We start from the raw sequence: 16020 nt of genomic DNA, 5'->3' as shown, positions 1-16020 counted from the left end.
CCCCGTGACCATGGCCATGACCCTCGTGCACACCCGCTACCAGCTCCTGCGGACCGTCCGCATCCCGATCGCGCTGATCGGCTCGGCGTTCTTCCCCGCCGCCTCGATGATCTTCTTCGTGGTGCCGGCGGCCGGGGACGACCCGACGGGCGCCGCCTACGCGACCGCGTCGATGGTCGTCTTCGCCGCCATCATCAGCAACCTCTTCGGGCACGGCGTCGGCGTCGCCGAGGACCGGGCCCAGCCGTGGGACCCCTACACCCGCACCCTGCCCGTCGGCCTGCTCCCGACGTTCGCCGGACGCATCCTCACCGGGCTGGTGATGATGCTGCTGTCGATGGTGCCCGTCGTCGTCATCGCCGCGGTGTTCACCGAGGCGTCCGTCACCGTCGGCGGATTCCTCACCGCCCTGGTCGTCCTGGTCGTCGCCACGGTCCCGTTCATGCTGATGGGCCTGTCGATCGGCTATCTGCTGTCGACCAAGGCGGCGCTGGCGGTCGTGCAGATCGTGTTCTTCCCCCTGGCCTTCGCCGGCGGACTGCTGTCGGCCCCCGACGCCGCGCCCGGCTTCGTCAAGGCCATCGCCCCGTACGTGCCCAGCCGGGGCGCGGTCGAGCTGATGTGGGCCGCCGTGGGGGACTTCGAGGTCCGCCCCCTCCCGGTCGTGACCCTGGTGGTGTGGACGGCGGCCATGGGCGCCCTCGCCGTCTTCGCCTACCGCCGCGACGAGGGCCGCCGCTACCGCTGAGCGCCGGTGGCGGGCCGGGCGGCCGCCGGGCGACCGCCCAGCCCGTCGGCCGCCGCGCGCAGCAGCGCCGCGGTCCCCGCCCGGTCCCGGGCGGCGCCGTAGACGTAGAAGTCGGGGCGCACCAGGACCGTACGGGCCCCCAGCGCCGCCAGCCAGGCGTGGTAGACGCCCTCGGTGTCGACCACGGCGCCGCCCGTCGCGTGCCCGCGCGGGGTGCCGGGCGGCAGGAGCCGCACCGGGCGGACGCCCAGCGGGTCCGGCGCCGTGCGGGTACCGCCGTCGTGCGCCGCCCGCCCCGGGTCGTCCAGGGTGAGCAGCGTGAAGCCCCCCGTCCCGGCGATCTCGTCGAAGGGGCCGGAGGCGGTGGCGTGCGCGACCGTCGCCTGCGGCAGCAGCACACCGGCCGGGCCCTGCGGCGCGGCGGCCGTGTCCCGGTGCAGAAAGCCGCCGGTGAGGACGTCGGGGCGGGGGCGGCCGGCGCCGTCGCGGGCCCGGTCGCGGAGCATCGCCGCGTCGCGCCCGGCAGCCGCGGCCGGATCGGTCTCGCAGATGAGGCGGCCCAGGCCGACGGACATGTCGATGACCTGCTGGACGTGCGGGCGCCGCTCCCGCTCGTAGGTGTCGAGCAGGTCCTCGCCGGCGGCCCCCGCCAGCACCAGGTCCAGCTTCCAGGCCAGGTTCGCCGCGTCCCGGATGCCCGAGCACATCCCCTGGCCGGCGAAGGGGGGCATCTGGTGGGCGGCGTCGCCCGCGAGGAGGATCCGGCCGCGGCGCCAGCACCGGGCGTTGCGGCCCGCGAAGGTGTAGACGGCATGGCGTTCCACAGTGGCGTTCTTGGCGTCCACGCCGAACAGGGACAGCAGCCGCCGGGCGTTCTCGGCGGTGCCGAACTCCGCGGCCGGCTCGTGGGGCAGCCGCATGAACTCCCAGCGGCGGTGCCCCGGTCCCGCGGAGACCGCCACCCGGGGCCGCGCCGGGTCGGCGACCTGGAGGTTGAGCGGGGGGAAGTCCTCCGGCCGGTGCGGCACCACGTCGCAGGCCATCCAGTCCAGGGCGAACCCGGAGTCGTCGAGCCCCGTCCCCAGGCCCTGTTCGCGGACGAAGCTGTTGGCGCCGTCGCAGCCCACCACCCAGCGGGCCGTCAGCGTCCGGTGCTCACCGGACCCGACGTCCTCGGCGACGAGCTCCACCGCCCCGCCGCGCTCGGCGATGCCCACGGCCCGGTGTCCGCGCAGCACCCGCAGCTCCGGCAGCCCGGTGGCGCACCGGGAGAGCGCCTCCTCCAGCCCCGGCTGGTAAACGGACGTGGAGTCCGGCCAGCCGTACGGGCCCTCGGGGGCCAGTGACACGCGCAGCAGCTCGGCGCCCCCGGCGTTCTCCACCACGTAGTCCGGGGACGGCTCGCCGATCCCGCGGACGGCGTCGGCGATGCCCGCGAAGGCCAGGACGCGGGCGCTCGGCCCGTCGAACGCCACCGCGCGCGGCATCGGATACGGCCGCGGCCACCGCTCGACGACGGTGACCCGCCGGCCCCGCCGGGCGAGCAGGAGGGCGAGGGTCTGGCCGACCGGTCCGTATCCGACGACGAGCACGTCGGCGGCGGCGCCGGGCACATGGGGCGCACGGGACGGTGCGGGGACGAACGCGGCTGGAGGGTTCACTTCTGCTCCCGGTGGCGGCGCCCGGCGAACGGCCGGTTTATGCGGAGAGGCGGCAAAGAGGCGTCAAAGGGGCAGCGGAGGAAAACCGCGGGTGACACGGGCGGGACGGGCCGCCCCGAATGCCGTCCACCGCCCCCGAAGACCACCGCAGGGCATTCCACTGCGTCAACCCTATTGTGTCGGAAAGCCGACCGGTGGAAACCCCCGGGAAAACACGGGACGAACTCCGTGCCGCGCCGGACCGGTGCGCCCGTTTCCTGCCCCTACACCCCTTCCACCCCTTTGCGGCCCGTCGGTCGCCGCTGCCATCAGGGGCGGAATCACCGCGAAAAGGCTTCCGGGCCGGCGCGGACAGCCGGTGACCTACGTAAGTGACGTCGTGATAAATGTCAGCCGCCACCGCGGAAATGCTGTGCGGAACGCGGGTTTCATTCAGCATCGTCACGTCGGTCGATCGACCGGTGGAAACCTCTGAAGGGAAATTCGAGATGAGCTCCGTGGCTGAGACCGAGATCTTCGACTCCTTCGACATCGAGGAGCTCGAGGTCCTCGACGTCTCCGACAGCGTCGCGCTGCCGGAGATGGGTGCGTCGAGCGGCGTGACGATGACCGAGACCGACGCGATCGAGGGCACCTTCTGCTGCTCCTCCTCCTCGTCGTCCTCCTCCTGCTGCTGCTGCTGACGGCTCCACGGTCCGGTGTGCCCGCCCCGTTCCAGGCGGGGCGGGCACACCGCTCCCGGGCACCGTACCGAACGATTGGATCCCCGTGGCCCCAGCCTTCCCCGCAGACACGGTCCCGACGTGGGCACGGCACGAGCACTACGCCCGCAGGATCCTGCACACCCTGGCGCGCGACCCGGAGCGGGTCGTCCTGCGGTGGCGCGGGGAGGACGTGACGGGGGCCGGGCTGGCCGCTTCGGTGCTGTCCGCGGCGGCGTGTCTGCGCCGTCTGCGGGCCGGCCGGGGGAGCACGGTGGCGGTCCTCACGGAGACCAACCACCCGGCCATGCTGACCGCCCGCTACGCGGCACATCTGCTGGGCGCCGCGGTCGTGTACATCCGCTCGCACAACCCCCGCTCGGACGCCGTGGAGCTGCCCCGGGAAGTCCAGGACCGACTGCTGCGGGAGAGCGGGGCGCGGTTCCTGGTCTGCGACGGCGCGCACCTCGGCCGGGCCCGCGAACTCGCCCGCGGCAGGCGCGGGGAGCTGCCGCTGATCGGTGCCGGGCCCGGCTGCGCCGGTCCGGACGCCCACCTCGACGACCACCTCGACGCCCGCCCCGGCCACCTCGGCCGTCTCGGCACCCGCCCCGGCGACCGTCCGGACACGCCCCCGGACACGTCTTCGGTCACCTCCCCGACGGAGGCGCTGGCCCGGGTCCGCTACGAGCCCGGGGACCTCGCGGTCGTGGCCCACACCAGCGGAAGCACCGGCCGTCCCAAGAGCATCGGCCAGTCCTTCCGCACCTGGAACGCCCTCGTCGACGCCTTCCCCGGCAGTCCCGAGCCGGGCCGGCCCTCCCGCTTCCTCGCCGTCCTCCCGCTCAGCCACACCATCGGCTCGATGGTGGACGCCGTGCTCGCCGAGGGCGGCCGCGTCGTCCTGCACGAGGGGTTCGACGCCGCCGCGGCCCTGGACGCACTCGCCGCCGAACGCATCACCGACGCCTACCTGGCGGTGCCCCATCTGTACCGCCTCACCGAATCGGCCCGCTCCGGCGGCGCCGATCTGTCCTCCCTGCGCCGCCTGGTCTACAGCGGCACCCCCGCCTCGCCCCGGCGGATCGCCGAGGCGCGCGAGGTGCTGGGCGACCGCCTCGTGCAGCTCTACGGCTCCACCGAGGCCGGCGGCATCTCCAACCTCACCCCGCTGGACCACTGCGAGCCCGAGCTGCTGCCCAGCGTGGGGCGCCCCTTCCCCTGGGTCCGGCTGAGGATCGTCGATCCGGAGACCGGCGAGGAGGCGCCGCGGGGCCGGCCCGGGGAGGTCCGTGTGGCGTCCCCCACCGTCATGGACGGCTACCTCGGCGACCCCGGGGCGACCGCCCGTGCCCTGCGCGACGGCCTGCTGCGCACCGGCGACCTGGGCCTGATCGACCGGTACGGATACCTGAGGCTGGTCGGCCGCGTCGGCGACGTCGTCAAGAGCGGCGGCCTGAAGATCCACCCCGCCGCCGTCGAGCGGGCGCTGCTGTCCCACCCCGACGTGGCGAACGCCGCCGTCTACGGGGTGGCCGACGACGACCGCGTCGAGCATGTGCACGCCGCGGTGTCGCTGCGCGACGGCGCCCGCCGTGACCCCGGGGCGCTCCGCGAGCACGTGGCCGGCCTGCTCACACCCGAACACGCCCCCGCCGAGCTGGCGTTCTGGGACGACCTCCCGCTCACCGCGCACGGCAAGCCCGACAAGGCGTACCTGCGCACCCTCGCGGGCCGGGAGGACCGGCTCCCGCTCCGCTGAACCTGCCGAAAGGGGTCCGAGATGACCGCCCACCACCACTTCGCACGGGCACTACGGCTGCGCAGACTGTTCCGCCACAACAGCTCGCGGCTGATGGTCGTACCGCTCGACCACTCCATCTCCGACGGGCCGGTCGTGCCGCACGGCAGCACCGCCGACCGGCTCGTCGGCCGGCTCGTGGCCGGCGGGGTGGATGCGGTCGTGCTCCACAAGGGCAGTCTCCGGCACATCCGCCCCGAGCGGTTCGCCGGGACGTCGCTGATCCTCCACCTCAACGCCAGCACCGCGCACGCGCCCGACCCGGACGCGAAGTACCTGGTCACCGGGGTGGAGGACGCCCTGCGACTGGGGGCGGACGCGGTGAGCGTGCACGTCAACCTCGGCTCCCGGGACGAGCGGCGGCAGGTCGCCGACCTCGGACTGGTCGCCGACCTGTGCGACCGCTGGAACCTGCCCCTGATGGCGATGGTCTACCCGCGCGGCCCGCAGGTCGCGGACCCGCACGACCCGGAACTGGTCGCACACGCCGTGACCCTGGCGGCCGACCTGGGCGCCGACCTCGTCAAGACCTCCTGGGCCGGCTCGGCCGCCGCCATGCTCGACGTGACCGCGGCCTGCCCGATCCCGGTGCTGGTCGCCGGCGGCCCGCCGCGCGGATCCGAGGAGGAGCTCCTGGCCTTCGTCCGGGACGCGCTGCTGGGCGGCGCGGCCGGAGTGGCGATGGGCCGGAACGTCTTCCGGTCCCCCGATCCGCAGAGCGTGGCCGGCGCCGTCGCCCGGCTCGTCCACGAGGGGCCGCGCGAGCCCTACGACCACCTGACAGGAGAGCACCGGAGTGAGCGTGAACAAGCTGTGCTGGCTTGACGTCCGTTCGGCAGGGCGGGAGAAGAAGGCGATCGTCGAGGAGGCCCTGCACCAGCGCGTCGACGGTGTGGTGGCCGAGGACCCCGCCGACCTGGAGGCGCTGCCGCCGTCGGTGACCCGGGTGCTGCTGCCCCGCGGCCCGGAGTCCCTGGAGAGCGGCTTCGGCCAGGCCGACGTCGTCGTCCTCCCGCTCGGCCCGGCCGAGCGCGCCGAACTGGCCGAGGCGTACCCGCAGGTGGAGTTCGGGCGGTACGTGGAGATCGCGGACGCGGCCGGCCTGGACGAGGCGTGCCGGGCCGCCCGCACCGAGAAGTGGAGCGTGCTGGAGTTCCGCGACCCGACCAAGATCCCGCTGGAGATCGTGATCGCCGCCGCGGCGGGCGCGCCGGGCTCGATCGTCACCGCCGTCGGCGACGTCGAGGAGGCGCGGGTCGTCTTCGGCTGCCTCGAACTGGGCTCCGACGGCGTGATGATGACCGCGCGCGCCGTCGGCGACGCCACCGAGCTCAAGCGCGCCGCCGCCTCCCCCACCGGGGAGCTGGTGCTCACCGAACTGGAGGTCACCGCCACCGCGCATCTGGGCATGGGCGAGCGGGCCTGCGTGGACACCTGCTCCTACCTGCGGCAGGACGAGGGCATCCTGGTCGGCTCGCACTCCAAGGGCATGATCCTGTGCGTCAGCGAGACCCATCCGCTGCCGTACATGCCCACCCGGCCGTTCCGGGTCAACGCCGGCGCGATCCACTCCTACACGGTGGTGGAGAACGGCCGGACGAACTACCTCAGCGAACTGGGCGCGGGCAGCAGGGTCCTGGCCGTGGACGTCGCGGGGCGGACGCGGGTGGTGTCGGTGGGCCGGGTCAAGATCGAGACCAGACCGCTGATCTCCATCGACGCGGTCGCCCCGGACGGCCGGACAGTCAACCTCATCCTCCAGGACGACTGGCACGTGCGGGTGCTGGGCCCCGGCGGCGCCGTGCTCAACAGCACCCACCTCAAGCCCGGCGACAAGGTGCTCGGCCACCTGCCCACCGCCGACCGGCATGTGGGCTACCCGATCGACGAGTTCTGCCTGGAGCAGTGAGCCCCTCCGCGGGACGGACCGAGAAAGGCGGTGGGCGGCCATCGACCCCCTCAGGGTCGCCGTGGTCGGCGCGGGCATCGGCGGGCTGACGCTGGCCGCCGCCCTGCGCCGGGCCGGCGGTGTGCGGTGCGAGGTGTACGAACAGACCGGGCGGCTGTCCGAGGTCGGCGCCGGGCTCCAGCTCGCCCCGAACGCGGTGCGCCTGCTGCACCGGCTGGGCCTGGCCGGGCCGCTGCGCTCCTTCGGCGTCCGCCCGGCGGCGACGGAGATCCGCCGCTGGGACGGCGGCCGGCTGCTGTCCCGCACCGAACTGGGCTCCGCCTGCGAGGAGTTGTACGGGGCGCCGTACTACACGGTGCACCGCGCCCAGCTGCACGCGGCGCTGCTGGAGGCGGCCGGCCCCGACGCGGTCCGGCTCGGCCGCCGGCTGACCGGTCTGCGGCGCGGGGACGGCGAGGTGCTGCTGCGCCTCGACGGCCCGGCCGAATCCGGCGGCGGCGAGGTGCGCACCGCCGACGTGGTCGTGGGGGCCGACGGCATCCACTCCGCGGTCCGCGCCCACCTGGCGCGGGACGCACCCGTCTGGTCGGGGCAGACCGTCTACCGGGGCCTGGTGCCCGGCGAGGCCCTGCCGGAGCTGGTGGACGACCCCGCGGTGCGGGTGTGGATGGGACCGGGGCAGCACTGCGTGTGCTACCCCGTCTCGTCGGGCCGCGCGGTCAGCTTCGCCGCGACCGTCCACCCCGAAGGCCCCGGCGACCCGCCGCCCGAGTCCTGGTCGGCTCCCGGCGACCCCGCCGACCTGCTGCGGGCCTACCGGGGCTGGGACCCGGCCGTGACGCGCCTGCTGCGGGCCGCCTCGGGCACCGGGGTGCGGCGCTGGGCGCTGCACGACCGGGAGCCGCTGCGCCGCTGGTCCGCGGGCCGGGTGACGCTGCTCGGGGACGCCGCTCACCCGATGCTGCCCTTCCTCGCCCAGGGCGCCAACCAGGCGGTGGAGGACGCGCTGTCGCTGGCCGCCTGCCTGACGGGCGCGGACACCGCCACCGCGCCCGCCGCGCTGCGGCGCTACGAGGCGCTGCGGATACCGCGCACCGGCGCGGTCCAGCGCGGTTCGCGCGGCAGCACCCGGGTGATGCACCTGGAGGACGGCGAGGAGCAGCGCCGTCGGGACGGCGCGATGGCGTCCGCCGCCGCGCTGCGCGCCATGTCCTGGCTCTACGCCCACGACGCCGAACACGCCGCCCTCCACCCCCCGCCCCCGACCCCATGACACGGAGCGGCCCCTCACCCCTCCACCCCCGACCCCCCGTCCGCCGGATCGAAGGCGAGCCGGTAGCCGCGCTTGACCACCGTCTGGATCATCCGAGGCGCGCCCAGCGCCGAACGCAGCCGCGCCACCGCCGTCTCCACCGCGTGTTCGTCACGCCCCGCACCGGGTAGGGCGCGCAGCAGATCGGCGCGGGAGACCACCCAGCCGGGCCGCCGGGCCAGGGCCCGCAGCAGCGCCATCCCGGCAGGCGGTACGGGCCTCGGCTCGCCGTCCACGACCGCCGCGTGGCCGCGGATCTCCAGCCGCCGCCCGGCCACGGGCAGAACCTGCGCGCGGGCGGGCAGTTCCCGGCACAGCGACTGGACCAGCGGCCCGATCCGGAAGCGCTCGGGCCGCACCACCGGCACGTCGTGCGCGGTCAGCGGCAGCGCGGTGACCGGCCCCACGCAGGCGGCCAGCACATCCCCCCGCAGCGCCTCCAGCACCCCCTCCCGCACACCCCGCCGCTCCGCGCGCTCCAGCAGCGAGGCGGCGGCGGGGGCGGAGGTGAAGGTGACCGCGTCCACCGAGCGCGCCCGCACGGCGTCGATCAGCCGGTCCAGCGGGGCGATGTCCTCCGGCGGCAGCCAGCGGTAGACGGGCACGCCGACGACCTCCGCCCCCGCCTCGCACAGCGCCTCGACGAAACCGGGCAGCGGCTCGCCGTGGAGCTGGACGGCGATCCGCCGCCCGGCGACCCCCTCGGCCAGCAGCCGGTCCAGGACCTCGGCCAGCGACTCCGACGGCGGCGACCACGCCTCGGTCAGGCCGGCGGCCCGTACCGCACCGCGCACCTTGGGGCCGCGGGCGAGCAGTTCCACACCGTCCAGCACACCCCGCAGCTCCTCGCCCAGCCCCCAGCCCTCGGCCGCCTCCACCCAGCCGCGGAAGCCGATGGCGGTGGTGGCCACCACCGTGTCGGGGGCGCGGCCGATCAGCGCCTCGGTGGCACCCAGCAGTTCGCCGTCGTCGGCCAGCGGCACGATGCGCAGGGCCGGTGCGTGCACCACCGCCGCGCCGCGCCGCTCCAGCAGGGCGCCCAGTTCGTCGGCGCGCCGGGCCGCGGTGACACCGACGGTGAAGCCTTCCAGTGGTCCGACCCGGTGCATGGGCTCCTCGTCCGCAGTCGTTGTGGGAGAACCGAGCCTGACAAGAACGCGTGACGCCCTCGGTTCCCCCCGGTTTCCCCGGTGTTACACCCCGCCCCCGCACACGCCCCCGCCGACCGGCGTAACCCGCCCCGCAACCGGGGCGCACGCCACTGCCCACCCGCGGCCGGGAGCGCCCCGTCCCCCACCCGGAACGCGGCCCGCGCCACCCCGCACCCGCAGCCGGGCGACGGCGGGAGGGGACGGGTAGGGGCGGATGTTCCGGACACTCAAGTGCTATTTGCGGCCAATGGGCGCTCCACCCAACGGTGTACGGAACGGCCGTAAATAGTACCGTCCGGAACGTCCGCCCCGGACCGGCCCCGACCCCGCACGCACCCGGGCCCCCAACCTCACCCCCACACCCCCGGGCCCCCAACCTCCCCCTCACACCCCCGCTCCGCGAACACCCCCCACCCCGCGCCGCATGTATACAACCCAGGTGACCACCGCGCACACCACGTAGTAGCCGAGGAAGACGGCGAAGGCCCCGGTACCGGTGCCGGACTCGATGAAGGACTGGCGCAGGGCCATGTTGATGCCCACCCCGCCGAACCCGCCGACCGCCCCGATCAGCGCCATGGACGCGCCCGACAGCCGCCGGGCGCGGACGGCGGCCGCCTCCCCCGTCAGGCCCGCCTCACGGGCCCTCGCCCGGAAGATCCCCGGGACCATCTTGAACGCCGATCCGTTGCCCAGACCGGTGAGGACGAACAGGACGACGAAACCGGCGATGAACAGCGGCAGCGACTCCCGCATCGACGCGGCCACGACGATGCCTGCCGCGCCCGTCATGGCCCCGAAGTTCCACAGGGTGACCCGCGCGCCGCCCAGCCGGTCGGCGAGCCGGCCGCCGACGGGGCGGACCAGCGAACCCAGCAGCGGACCGATGAAGGTGAGCGAGGCGGCCTGCAGGGGGGTGCGGCCGAACTGGCTCTGGAGCACCAGGCCGAAGGCGAAGCTGTAGCCGATGAAGGAGCCGAAGGTGCCGATGTAGAGGAACGACATGATCCAGGTGTGGCGGTCGCGTGCCGCCTCCCTCGCCGCGCCCGTGTCGTTCCGCACGGGTGAGAGGTTGTCCATGTGCCGTGCGCTGAGCACGGTGGCGACGACGATCAGCGGCAGGTAGGCGGCGACCAGCAGCCTGGGCTGCGCGGCCCCGGCGACGGCGATGGTCAGCAGGCCGGCGAGCTGGACGACGGCGACGCCGATGTTACCGCCGCCCGCGTTCATCCCCAGTGCCCAGCCCTTCAGGCGCAGCGGGTAGAAGCTGTTGATGTTGGTCATGGAGGAGGCGAAGTTGGCGCCGCCGACCCCGGTGAGGACCGCCACCAGCATGAAGGTGGTGTACGAGGTGCCCGGTTCCATGACCACCAGCAGGGCGGTGGTGGGCGCCAGCAGCATCGCGGCGCTGACCACCGTCCAGTTGCGGCCGCCGAAGCGGGCGACCGCGAAGCCGTAGGGCACCCGCAGCGCGGCGCCGACCAGGGAGGCGACGGCCACCAGGAAGAACTTCCCCGCCGGGTCGATGCCGTACTCGGGCCCCATGAACAGGGCGAGGACCGAGAACATGCTCCACACGGAGAAGCCGATGTGCTCGGAGACCACCGACAGCACGAGGTTGCGGCGGGCGACGCGGCGGCCCGTCCTCTCCCAGAATCCCTCGTCCTCCGGGTCCCAGTGCTCGATCCAGCGACCTCTGCCGGATGCGCCGGACCCATGGAGCGCTTCGGACCCATCAAGCGCTCCGGGTGCCTCGGGTGCCTCGGATGCGGTCGTCGGAGCGGTCATGGCGCCTCCACAGCGTCGGGTGTCGGGTGTCGGCTCCCGACGCTATGGACGGCGCGTTTCACCCCGGTGCCGCCAGGTGACCTCCGCGCAACCTTGCTCTCACCCGGCGGCCGGACCGGTTGTGAGCCCGGCCCACCGGTGCCCGGCCGGGTTCCGGGGAGAGGATCGGCGGCCGGAGCGCGGGGTCAGCGCACGGGCGGCGCGGCCACCCCCAGCACACGCGCGTCCGGTTCCGGCAGCCAGGAGCCGTGCGTCCGCTCCCGCCAGCGCCCCGCCTCCGCCAGCCGCCGCGCCGCCGCCCGGAGCGCGTCCGCCCCCGGGTGGCGCAGGCCGCGCCGCCAGACCATCGAGACCGGGGAGAGCGGCACGGGATCCACCAGCGTGCGCAGCACCATGCCCGGCACCGCGGCGAAGGCCTCGCTGGCCAGAACCGACCAGCCGCGCCTGCGGACGACCCGGCCGAACTCCGCCTCCCCCTCGATCTTGGGGAAGGGGGCGGCGAGTTCTATGCCGCGGCCCGCGAAGAGGCGACGGGCGTAGTCGGTCCACTCCGCGGTCTCGGGGTTGCCGGCCCCCGCGTACAGGGTCTCCCCTGCCAGCGCGTCCAGTGGCACCCTGGGCAGCCGGGCCAGCCGGTGCCCTTCCGGCAGCAGCACGGCCACCTTCTCGTAGCGGATCAGACGGTGGTCGAGCACGCCCAGCACGGCCGGGTCCAGCCCGGCGACCCGGCCGAAGGAGACGTCCAGCCGCCCGTCGGAGATCTCCGCGGCGGCGCCGATCAGGCCGCTGTGGTAGCGGGCGACGAACTCCAGGTCGGGCGCCAGCCGCCGGGCCTCGTCCAGCACCCGCTGCCCGGTGGAGGCCGGGGCGCCGACGTCGACGATCAGGGGGCGCTCCTCGCGTACGGCCGCGGCGTTCAGCTCGTCGTGCGCCGCCAGTACGCGCTGGGCGTGCGGCAGCAGCCGCTCCCCCTCCGGGGTCAGGGACACGCGCCGGGTGGTACGGACGAACAGCACGGTGCCGAGCTGCTCCTCCAGCCGCCTTATGTCGCGGCTCAGGGACTGCTGGGCGACGAACACCCGGGCGGCGGCACGGGTGAAGTTCAGTTCGTCGGCGACGGCGACGAAGGCGCGCAGCAGCCGGGGGTCGGTGTCTCGGGGCACGCCCCATGGTGACAACACGGACGCGTCAATGACCAGCCACAAAGTGTTGGACACCTCACAGAGGCCCGGCCCAGGGTGTGTACATGCCGAACTCGCCCACCGGGTCCGCCCCCACCCCGCCGCCCCCACCGCCCCCACCGCCCCCACCGTCCCCGGCGGAGCGCGGCGAACCGGCCGCCGTGCCACACGGCCGACCCGCCGAACACGGGGACCGCACCGCGCGCACGCACTGGTTCACGCCCTACGTGCGACTGTTCGTGACCCCCGGGACCCGGGCGTTCGCCCTCGCCGGCTTCCTCGCCCGGCTGCCGATGGGGATGCTGAGCATCAGCGCGGTCATCATGATCGCCACCACCCGCGGCTCGTACGCCCTGGCCGGAGCCGTCACCGCCACCGGGCTGGTCGCCACCGCCCTCCTGGCACCGCTGGTCGCACGGCTGGTGGACCGCCACGGGCAGGCCCGGATCGCCGTCCCCGCGGTGTGCCTGTCCGCGGCCGGCTCGCTGACGCTGCTGCTGTGCGTGCGGTACGGCGCCCCCGACTGGACGCTGTTCGCCGCCTACGCGGCCGGCTCCACCGCCCCCAACACCGGCGGCATGGCCCGGGCCCGCTGGGCGCACCTGTACCGCGGTCCCTCGCCGGAGGCCGAGGCCGCGCGGCACACCGCCAACTCCTTCGAACAGGCCCTGGACGAACTGTGCTTCATGCTCGGCCCGGTGCTGGCCACCTTCCTGTGCGTCTCGCTCTTCCCCGAGGCCGGCACCCTGACCGCCACCGTCCTGCTGCTGGGCGGCACCCTGCTGTTCGCCGCCCAGCGCCGCACCGAGCCGCCCGTCGCGCCGCACGACGGCGCCGCCCGTCCGACCGCCCTGCTGCGCACCCGGGGCCTGCCGCGGCTGCTGGCCGTCTTCCTCGCCACCGGGGCCGTCTTCGGCGCCTTGGAGGTGGTGACCGTGGCGTACGCCGACGAGTTGGGCCACAAGGGCGCGGCGGGCGCCGTACTCGCCCTCCAGGCCCTGGGCTCGGGGGCGGCCGGACTCGCCTTCGGCGCCCTGCGCCCGGCGGGACCGCCGGGGCGGCGCTTCGCGGTCTGCGTGGGCTCGATGGCCGCCCTGATGACGCTGCCGCTGCTCGCCTCGACCACCGGCAGCCTGCTGGTGCTGGCCCCCGCGCTGCTGATCGCCGGGATGGCGACGGCCCCCGCGATGGTCACCGGCATGACGCTGGTCCAGCGGCTGACCCCGCCCGGCCGGCTGAACGAGGGCATGACCCTGGCCGTCACCGCCCTGCTGGGCGGCGTGGCCGCCGGTTCGGCGGCGGGCGGCTGGGCGGCGGAGCACCTGGGCGGCTCGTGGGGGTACGCGGTGCTCCCGGCGGCGGCCGCCGTCGCGACCGTCGTGGCTCTGACGGCGATGACCGCGACCACCACGGCGGCCACGGCGGCCACGGCGGCCACGGCGGCCGAAAAACGCTGAACCACGGCCCGTCCGCCCACCCTCCGACCGTCCGCCCGGCCTGGGACATGCCGAAGGCCCCGCCGTCCGGGGACGGCGGGGCCTTCGGCCCACATGGGGTGAGTGGAGATGGCGGGAATCGAACCCGCGTCCAACGGTGCAGAACCAGGGCTTCTCCGAGCGCAGTCCGCTGTGCTTTTCTCGGCCCCGGCGGTCACGCGGACAAGCCGCCGACAGGCCCAGTCACTGTTTGATGTCCCGCCAACCCCCGCGACCGGGGCTAACGGTGAAGTTCCCTAGCTGATGCCAGGATCCAGGGCGGGAACGCCCCTGGGCTGACACTTCGCAAGTCGCTGATCAGGCAGCGAGGGCGAAGGAATCGCGCTTGGTGTTGGCGATTATTTTTTCGCGGCACATGGTTAACGAGATCATTGCCGCGTTCCTCGGCTCGCTTCCCCTGCTTCAACAGCCGCTGTCGAAACCGATCATCCCCATGTTCATTTGACAAGCTCGCCCGGCCTGAACCGGACGGCGCTGGTGCCAGTGTACGGGTCAACGCGGAGGGCTGCCAGCGCATTCCCCGGCGGGGAGTCACCGACCGGACCGCGAGGTCCTCGTACCTGCGGTCCAACAGCGCCCCGCCCGGGATTGTTCCCGGACCGTCAGGCCCGCCGGCGCCGGCGGGCCGCCGAGACCGCGCGCTCGGCCTCGCGGCGGTCCTGCTTCTCCCGCAGCGCCTGCCGCTTGTCGTACTCCTTCTTGCCCCGCGCCAGCGCGATCTCGACCTTGGCACGGCCGTCCTTGAAGTACAGCTGGAGCGGGACCAGCGTCAGGCCCGACTCCTGGAGCTTGCCGATCAGCTTGTCGATCTCGGCGCGGTGCATCAGCAGCTTCCGCTTGCGCCGCGCGCTGTGGTTGGTCCACGTCCCCTGGCTGTACTCGGGGATGTGCACGTTGTGCAGCCACGCCTCACCGCCGTCGAGCTGGGCGAAGCCGTCCACCAGAGACGCCCGCCCCTGCCGCAGCGACTTCACCTCCGTGCCGGTCAGCACCAGCCCGCACTCGTAGGTGTCGAGGATGAGGTAGTCGTGCCGCGCCTTCTTGTTCTGCGCGATGAGTTTGCGCCCCGTCTCTTTAGCCATAGCACCGCCATTGTTCCACTACGACCGGGTGGCGAGGCCACTCAATACCGTGCGGGCCTCCTCCTGCACGTCCTGCCCCGGCCGCACCTCCAGGTCCGGCAGCAGTCCGTCCTCCTCGAAGGTCCGCCCGCCGGGGGTGGTGTAGTGGCCGACGGTCAGTTCGGCGACCGAGCCGTCCGGCTGCTCCCTCGGCTCCTGGACCGAGCCCTTGCCGAAGGTGCGGGTGCCGACGACGACCGCCCGGCCGCGGTCCTGGAGGGCGCCGGCCAGGAGTTCGGCGGCGCTCATCGTGCCGCCGTCGACCAGCACCACCAGGGGGGAGGCGGTGTTTCCGCCGGGCTCGGCGTACAGCGCGCGCTCGGTGTCGCCGTTCCCGTACGTGGCCACCAGGCCGCCGTCGAGGAAGACGGAGGCGGCCTCGGCGGCCTCGGCGACCAGACCGCCGGAGTTGCCGCGCAGGTCGAGCAGGATCCCCCCGTCCGGTGGGAGGTCCTCCACCGCGCGCCGCAACTGCTCCCCCGTGCCTCTGGTGAACGAGTCGATCCTGACGCGGGCGGCGGCCGGCCCGTCCGGGTCCGCCGCCGCCTCCGGCGTGCCGGAGGCGGCCGCGCCCAGAGAGGTGACGGTGACGGTCTCGACGCTGAGCCGGGCCCGTTCCAGCCCCTCCTCCCAGCGCAGGCTCCCGCGGCTCAGACCGAGGACGACCCGGCTGCCCGGCGGGGCCCCCTCCCCCGGCGCACCGCCGCGCAGCAGGGCCACCACTTCGGTGACGGGGCGGCCCTCGGCACTGGTGCCGTCGACGGTGACCAGCCGGTCCCCGGCGCGTACGCCCGCCTTCGCGGCGGGGCTGCCGGGCTGGACGCGGGCGATCTCGATCCGGTCGGCGCCCGTACGGCGCACGGAGACGCCCACGCCGACGTACCGGCCGTCCAGGGACTGCCTCAGGCCCTCGTACTCGCGGGCGGTGTACGCGGCGGCCCAGCGGTCCCCGCTGCGGCTGACCAGTTCCTCGGCGTCGTGCGCGGCGTCGTGCGGCGGGGTCCTCCCCTCCGCCTTCCCCCCGGCCGGTCCCGGGCTCACGGACGCCATGTCACCCTCGGTGACGTCCCCCCATGATTCGGTGACGGCCCCGGCCCCCAGCACGGCCACGAAGACCAGGGTCAGCCCCGTCCCCCGGAGGATGCGCCGAG

The 16020-nt window shown here is 74.5% G+C and carries 13 protein-coding genes and 1 other RNA gene; 7 read left to right on the top strand and 7 right to left on the bottom strand.

Annotation, left to right across the window (positions count from 1 at the left end; translation table 11 throughout):
* Positions 1-10: 10 nt before the first annotated feature.
* Positions 11-748 carry an ABC transporter permease gene (locus BM237_RS13190; protein ID WP_093850007.1) on the top strand — a complete coding sequence of 246 codons (738 nt, stop codon included), beginning with the start codon at positions 11-13 and terminating at the stop codon, positions 746-748.
* Here BM237_RS13190 and mhpA read toward each other — a convergent pair.
* Positions 739-2409, bottom strand: a complete 1671-nt coding sequence (gene mhpA / locus BM237_RS13185; protein WP_245793598.1) for a bifunctional 3-(3-hydroxy-phenyl)propionate/3-hydroxycinnamic acid hydroxylase MhpA — start codon at positions 2407-2409, stop codon at positions 739-741. The two genes, BM237_RS13190 and mhpA, sit on opposite strands and share 10 nt — an antisense overlap.
* Before the next feature lie 488 nt (positions 2410-2897).
* Between mhpA and BM237_RS13180 the strand changes: the two genes are divergently transcribed.
* The 5 genes from BM237_RS13180 to BM237_RS13160 all read left to right on the top strand — a co-directional run bounded on the left by BM237_RS13180 (position 2898) and on the right by BM237_RS13160 (position 8093).
* Complete coding sequence (locus tag BM237_RS13180) at positions 2898-3092, top strand: thiazolylpeptide-type bacteriocin (RefSeq protein WP_093849803.1); 195 nt, start codon at positions 2898-2900, stop codon at positions 3090-3092.
* Between the two features lie 85 nt (positions 3093-3177).
* Entirely contained in the window at positions 3178-4872 is a 1695-nt protein-coding gene (locus tag BM237_RS13175) for a class I adenylate-forming enzyme family protein (protein ID WP_093849802.1), read from the top strand.
* Positions 4873-4893: 21 nt separating this feature from the next.
* On the top strand, positions 4894-5736 hold the full coding sequence (locus tag BM237_RS13170; protein ID WP_093849801.1) for a 2-amino-3,7-dideoxy-D-threo-hept-6-ulosonate synthase: 843 nt from the start codon (positions 4894-4896) through the stop codon (positions 5734-5736).
* Complete coding sequence (locus BM237_RS13165) at positions 5708-6820, top strand: 3-dehydroquinate synthase II (protein ID WP_093849800.1); 1113 nt, start codon at positions 5708-5710, stop codon at positions 6818-6820. The genes BM237_RS13170 and BM237_RS13165 overlap by 29 nt, the downstream gene beginning before the upstream one ends.
* A 61-nt stretch (positions 6821-6881) precedes the next feature.
* Complete coding sequence (locus BM237_RS13160) at positions 6882-8093, top strand: FAD-dependent monooxygenase (protein WP_245793597.1); 1212 nt, start codon at positions 6882-6884, stop codon at positions 8091-8093.
* A gap of 14 nt (positions 8094-8107) precedes the next feature.
* Here BM237_RS13160 and BM237_RS13155 read toward each other — a convergent pair whose 3' ends face one another.
* The 3 genes from BM237_RS13155 to BM237_RS13145 all read right to left on the bottom strand — a co-directional run bounded on the left by BM237_RS13155 (position 8108) and on the right by BM237_RS13145 (position 12234).
* Positions 8108-9241, bottom strand: coding sequence for a uroporphyrinogen-III synthase (locus tag BM237_RS13155; protein ID WP_093849799.1), 1134 nt, complete (start codon positions 9239-9241; stop codon positions 8108-8110).
* A 426-nt stretch (positions 9242-9667) separates the two neighbouring features.
* Positions 9668-11071: an MFS transporter gene (locus BM237_RS13150; RefSeq protein ID WP_093849798.1), complete on the bottom strand. Its 1404-nt coding sequence runs from the start codon at positions 11069-11071 to the stop codon at positions 9668-9670.
* A gap of 185 nt (positions 11072-11256) precedes the next feature.
* Positions 11257-12234 carry a LysR family transcriptional regulator gene (locus tag BM237_RS13145; RefSeq protein WP_093849797.1) on the bottom strand — a complete coding sequence of 326 codons (978 nt, stop codon included), beginning with the start codon at positions 12232-12234 and terminating at the stop codon, positions 11257-11259.
* Between the two features lie 83 nt (positions 12235-12317).
* Between BM237_RS13145 and BM237_RS13140 the strand changes: the two genes are divergently transcribed.
* Complete coding sequence (locus tag BM237_RS13140; RefSeq protein WP_093850005.1) at positions 12318-13709, top strand: MFS transporter; 1392 nt, start codon at positions 12318-12320, stop codon at positions 13707-13709.
* Positions 13710-13809: 100 nt separating this feature from the next.
* On the opposite strand, the gene ssrA is transcribed toward BM237_RS13140, so the two are convergent.
* From ssrA to BM237_RS13125, 3 genes are all read right to left on the bottom strand, one after another.
* Positions 13810-14181: a transfer-messenger RNA gene (ssrA, locus tag BM237_RS13135) on the bottom strand.
* A 169-nt stretch (positions 14182-14350) separates the two neighbouring features.
* A complete protein-coding gene (smpB, locus tag BM237_RS13130; RefSeq protein WP_093849796.1) occupies positions 14351-14830 on the bottom strand; it encodes an SsrA-binding protein SmpB in 480 nt (159 codons plus the stop codon).
* Positions 14831-14848: 18 nt separating this feature from the next.
* The gene (locus BM237_RS13125) at positions 14849-15988 is read right to left on the bottom strand and encodes a S41 family peptidase (RefSeq protein ID WP_093850004.1); all 1140 of its coding nucleotides are present in this window, start codon (positions 15986-15988) and stop codon (positions 14849-14851) included.
* Between the last annotated feature and the right edge of the window lie 32 nt (positions 15989-16020).

This window comes from Streptomyces mangrovi (assembly GCF_900114215.1).
Taxonomy (GTDB): Bacteria; Actinomycetota; Actinomycetes; order Streptomycetales; family Streptomycetaceae; genus Streptomyces; species Streptomyces barkulensis.
Note: the sequence above shows the minus strand (reverse complement) of the source record. Positions and strands in the feature narration are given on the sequence as shown.

What these genes read in the sequence shown, in the direction of transcription:
- smpB (WP_093849796.1), bottom strand. Translation starts at nt 14,830, where the DNA reads ATGGCTAAAGAGACGGGGCGCAAACTCATCGCGCAGAACAAGAAGGCG.
- BM237_RS13155 (WP_093849799.1), bottom strand. Translation starts at nt 9,241, where the DNA reads ATGCACCGGGTCGGACCACTGGAAGGCTTCACCGTCGGTGTCACCGCG.
- BM237_RS13170 (WP_093849801.1), top strand. Translation starts at nt 4,894, where the DNA reads ATGACCGCCCACCACCACTTCGCACGGGCACTACGGCTGCGCAGACTG.
- BM237_RS13150 (WP_093849798.1), bottom strand. Translation starts at nt 11,071, where the DNA reads ATGACCGCTCCGACGACCGCATCCGAGGCACCCGAGGCACCCGGAGCG.
- BM237_RS13180 (WP_093849803.1), top strand. Translation starts at nt 2,898, where the DNA reads ATGAGCTCCGTGGCTGAGACCGAGATCTTCGACTCCTTCGACATCGAG.
- BM237_RS13140 (WP_093850005.1), top strand. Translation starts at nt 12,318, where the DNA reads ATGCCGAACTCGCCCACCGGGTCCGCCCCCACCCCGCCGCCCCCACCG.
- BM237_RS13190 (WP_093850007.1), top strand. Translation starts at nt 11, where the DNA reads ATGGCCATGACCCTCGTGCACACCCGCTACCAGCTCCTGCGGACCGTC.